This is a genomic window from Adonisia turfae CCMR0081 (assembly GCF_011009555.1).
In the GTDB taxonomy this organism is placed as follows: Bacteria; Cyanobacteriota; Cyanobacteriia; order Phormidesmidales; family Phormidesmidaceae; genus Leptothoe; species Leptothoe turfae.
In genome coordinates this window covers 3229463-3233318 of the sequence record NZ_QXHD01000004.1, presented here as the reverse complement: position 1 = coordinate 3233318, position 3856 = coordinate 3229463, and the positions used below count along the sequence as shown (strand labels likewise).

The window sequence follows — 3856 nt, the reverse complement described above, 5'->3', positions numbered from 1 at the left end:
AACCGCTGCACTGCATCGTTATGGAAAAGATTGACGGTATCAACCTGACCCAGTGGATGATACAGCAGGGGAATCATCCCATCCGTGAACAGCAGGCGCTACAGTGGCTGACCCAGCTAGTGGAAATTCTGGAGCAGATTCACCAGAAAAATTACTTCCACCGAGACATCAAGCCTGACAATGTCATGATTCGTACAAGCGGTCAGCTGGCCTTGGTGGATTTTGGGGCCGCTCGGGAAATGACCCAAACTTACTTAAATCAGGTGAGCAAAGGTGGCCTCGTCACAGCCATTAGCTCGGCTGGGTATACGCCGCCCGAACAGGAACAGGGTCAGGCGGTACCCCAGTCTGACTTTTATGCTTTGGGTCGCACCCTGATTTATTTATTAACCGCCAAAGTACCGACAGATTCGGCCCTTTACGATCCCTTACACAATCGGTTTGAGTGGCGCTCCTATGCACCCCAAATCTCAGCTGGGTTAGCGGATTTACTCGATAGCATGATTGCTCCACGGGTGGTGGATCGCCCGACCACGGCCCAAGACATTCTGAGGCGGCTAGAGCCGTTGACTGATCGGGGGGCTGCTCCACCAAACTCAGGCCCACCCGTGCTACCCGCCACCACGCTGCCTAACGGTGCACATCCCCCTAAAGAGGCGACAGCCTTGCAAATGGGCATTACCACGCCATCGTGGCAAACCCTGCCGCAGACGATGCTGCCAGTGGAGCAAAAACGGCGATGGCCTTGGATCATTGTCGCTTTAATGGGGTTACTGGCAGTCGGTGGCAGTGCGATCGCACTCCGCCATTACCTAAAGCCTGAACCCATCCCAGTCCAGCTACCAGACCCTACACAGCTTCAGGTACAACTCCAGCGCACCCTATCCGCCCACACCGGTACCATCAACGACTTGCTCATGTTTGCCGATGGTCTACGGATGGTCAGCGCCAGTGCCGATAAGACTATCCGTCTGTGGGATTTAACCTCTGGACAAGTGCTGCAAACTTTCGGCGATCAAACGGGCTTCGTCAATACGGTACTGCTCAGCCCCGATGAAACTCAGCTTTATAGCGGTAATGCCGATGGCGCACTCCAGGTATGGACCATTGCCAGTGGCAACCCCCTTTGGCAAGAATCTGACGCCCACAGTGGTCCCATCAATATCATTGCCCGTACGCCCGATGGTCAGCTGCTGATCAGCGGTGGGGCCGATGGCATGATTCACCTTTGGCAGGCCAGCACGGGAAACTTGGTGCAATCGCTAACCACTGAGCAGGGCACCATCAATAGTCTTGTGGTGACATCGGACGGTCAATACATCATTAGCGGTGGTAGCGATCGCACCATTAAGCTTTGGCGCATTTCTACCAGTGAACTGGAGCGCACCCTGGAAGGGCATGAGAGTTTTATTAACGCCCTGGCCATTAGTCCCGATGGTCGATTTTTATTTAGTGCCAGTGCCGATGGCACCATCCGGCAATGGCAGATCAAAACTGGTGAACCCTTGCACATTTTGTCAGGCCACACCAGCTTTATTAACGATATGGTCTTTAGCCGAGATGGTCGAACTCTAAGTACGGGGAGCGCAGACAAAACCGTACGCATCTGGAATGTAGAGACTGGTGCAGCAGAACAGGTCTTAACTGGATTTAACATGCTGATCGATCATTTGGTGGTGTTGTCGTCCGACCAAATTATTACAGCTAGTCGAACAACCCCCGCTATCAAAGTTTGGCTCAGGAATAAATAGGCCCCCGCTTCTTTGGGGCTAACCTCTGGGGTGCGCGATTCGGGCCATATGCAGCGTCGAAGTGCCCATGATTTTGCACATTTATTCTGATATAGTCATCCGTCTTGATTCTTGAGGGTAGATCGGTATGATCTGAGAAATTGTATTCATCAGAGCATGTTCCCCCCGTATCGTTATGAGTTCGGAGATACCAGTATCCAGTCAAACCGCAGCCATCGAAGAATTGAAAACCTTCATCAAGACGCAACGTGATGGTCGTCAGGTGAAGAAAGCCCTAGCAGTTAAACTGCTCTATCAGGGGCATACCTACGAATCGATTATCAGTATTCTCGACGTGTCGATGGGCTTCATTGCAAACTGGAAGCAGCGATACGAGGCCGAGGGACTCAGCAGCTTTGCACCGCGTCATAAAGGTCGTCAAAGCTATCTGAGTGCTGCTCAAAAGGCCGCTGTTATCGAGTGGCTCGGGACCAAAGCTATCTGGACACTGAATGAATTGGAGTATCACCTGGCCAGTGAATATGGGGTCAGCTATGAGTCCAAACAGAGTTACTACGACTTATTCGAGACCGCTGGTCTGAGTTGGAAGAAAACCAGCAAGGTCAACCCCAAAACCGATCCCGCTCTAGTGGCTAAAAAAAAGCCGACATCCAACGGCTATTGGCACGCTACCGCACCGAGATTGAATGTGGCCAAGTGAGGGTGTTGTTTGTCGATGAATGTCATCTGATGAGTGGGGATCTCGAAGGCTACGTTTGGGGACGTCGAAATCAGCGCGTTGAGGTCCCGATTGTCAATGAACGCGACCGGCAGACGTACTATGGGGCCTTGGACCTGCTAAGTAAACGCGTTTTCGTTGAGGCCCACGCTGCCGGCAATACGACCTGTACATTGGCCTATCTCAAGTTCTTGCAGCGTCAGTTTCCAAACCAGCGCTTGATTATTCTATGGGATGGAGCCAGTTATCATCGTTCTCAGGAGATTCAAGCGTGCTTAAACGAGCTCAATGAAGGACTGCCAGAATCCCAGTGGCGTATCCACTGCATTCGCTTTGCGCCCAACGACCCAACTCAAAATCCGATTGAGGATGTTTGGTTACAAGCCAAGACCTGGGTCAGACAGATGGCTGGATTGAAGCCGTCATTCACTGGCCTCAAAGCTCTATTTGAGCAGTTTTGTGCCCTGGAACTCTTTGACTTTCCCAAAATGCATATGTATGGAACATTCTCACCAATCAAATAGGAACGCTATATATTAGCTGAGCAATTGGAGTTCGTAGGCTCAAAAATCAGAGGTTATGAGGGTAGTGCTGACGACAATATTGATTCATTGCTAGATCGGCTACAACAAGCAGGAGAACCTATCATCACTGACCACTATTACCGATGTATTAACACCAAGCAGGAACTGGATTCAGTACAAGTTGTTTTTGATGCAGCCGGTATGGCGTCTGCTTCCTTAAAAATTCAGGGCGCATTTGCACCTTGTATTACCTGGGACAGACTGCAAACATCTCAAGAATTGAAGATTGCCATAAAAAACTTAGATGACCAAAAGATACAAAGACTCGATTATGTGGAAGTTAATGAAGCAAGGAATTAGTATTTAGTTAAGCTTTTTTCGTTGTATACCGATTTTTACAGTTCTAGTTCCCAAAATTCTTGATCAAAATTTTGGCCATACTTTCTAATATTTTTCTTACTGCTCATTAAATTAAAGCCAAGAGTTTTATATAGTTTGCGAGCAGCGTTCAGACAGCTGTAGGTTTCCAAGCGTAATGTCTTGAAATTATGCTTGCGAGAGTGATTGATGATGGCATGCATCATGGTCCTGGCAATGCCCTGCCCCCTAAACTCATGGACTACCAGAACAAAATTCACAAATGCCGTTTTCTCTGATTCTTTTGAAACTGCTATGGAACCTGCTCGATGCCCCTGAAAATAGGGAATTAAGAAGAGATCAAAACCACTGGCATTATCGAAAAACAATACTATTTTTCGAGCAATGTCGATTTCAAATTGTGGCTCTAATTGAAAATCTTGAGCATAAATTTTTCCGTGCATTGAAATGACCCAGCCAATATCACCAGGTGTGGGTTTTCTGAG

General features: G+C 48.8%; 4 protein-coding genes. 3 read left to right on the top strand and 1 reads right to left on the bottom strand.

Annotated features, from left to right (window positions below):
• The 3 genes from DXZ20_RS18200 to DXZ20_RS18190 all read left to right on the top strand — a co-directional run.
• Positions 1-1751 (top strand): serine/threonine-protein kinase (locus tag DXZ20_RS18200; RefSeq protein WP_163703533.1); only part of this gene is annotated, 1751 nt, incomplete at its 5' end.
• A 214-nt stretch (positions 1752-1965) separates the two neighbouring features.
• Positions 1966-2993 (top strand): IS630 family transposase gene (locus tag DXZ20_RS18195; RefSeq protein ID WP_431732065.1). Its coding sequence is split into 2 segments (ribosomal slippage): positions 1966-2395 and positions 2395-2993, totalling 1029 coding nucleotides; the frame shifts between segments, so codons are not numbered across the junction.
• Positions 2994-3017: 24 nt separating this feature from the next.
• Positions 3018-3353, top strand: a complete 336-nt coding sequence (locus DXZ20_RS18190; protein ID WP_163699686.1) for a hypothetical protein — start codon at positions 3018-3020, stop codon at positions 3351-3353.
• A gap of 35 nt (positions 3354-3388) precedes the next feature.
• On the opposite strand, the gene DXZ20_RS18185 is transcribed toward DXZ20_RS18190, so the two are convergent.
• Positions 3389-3856: GNAT family N-acetyltransferase (locus DXZ20_RS18185; protein ID WP_163703532.1), on the bottom strand; the 468-nt coding region annotated here is incomplete at its 5' end.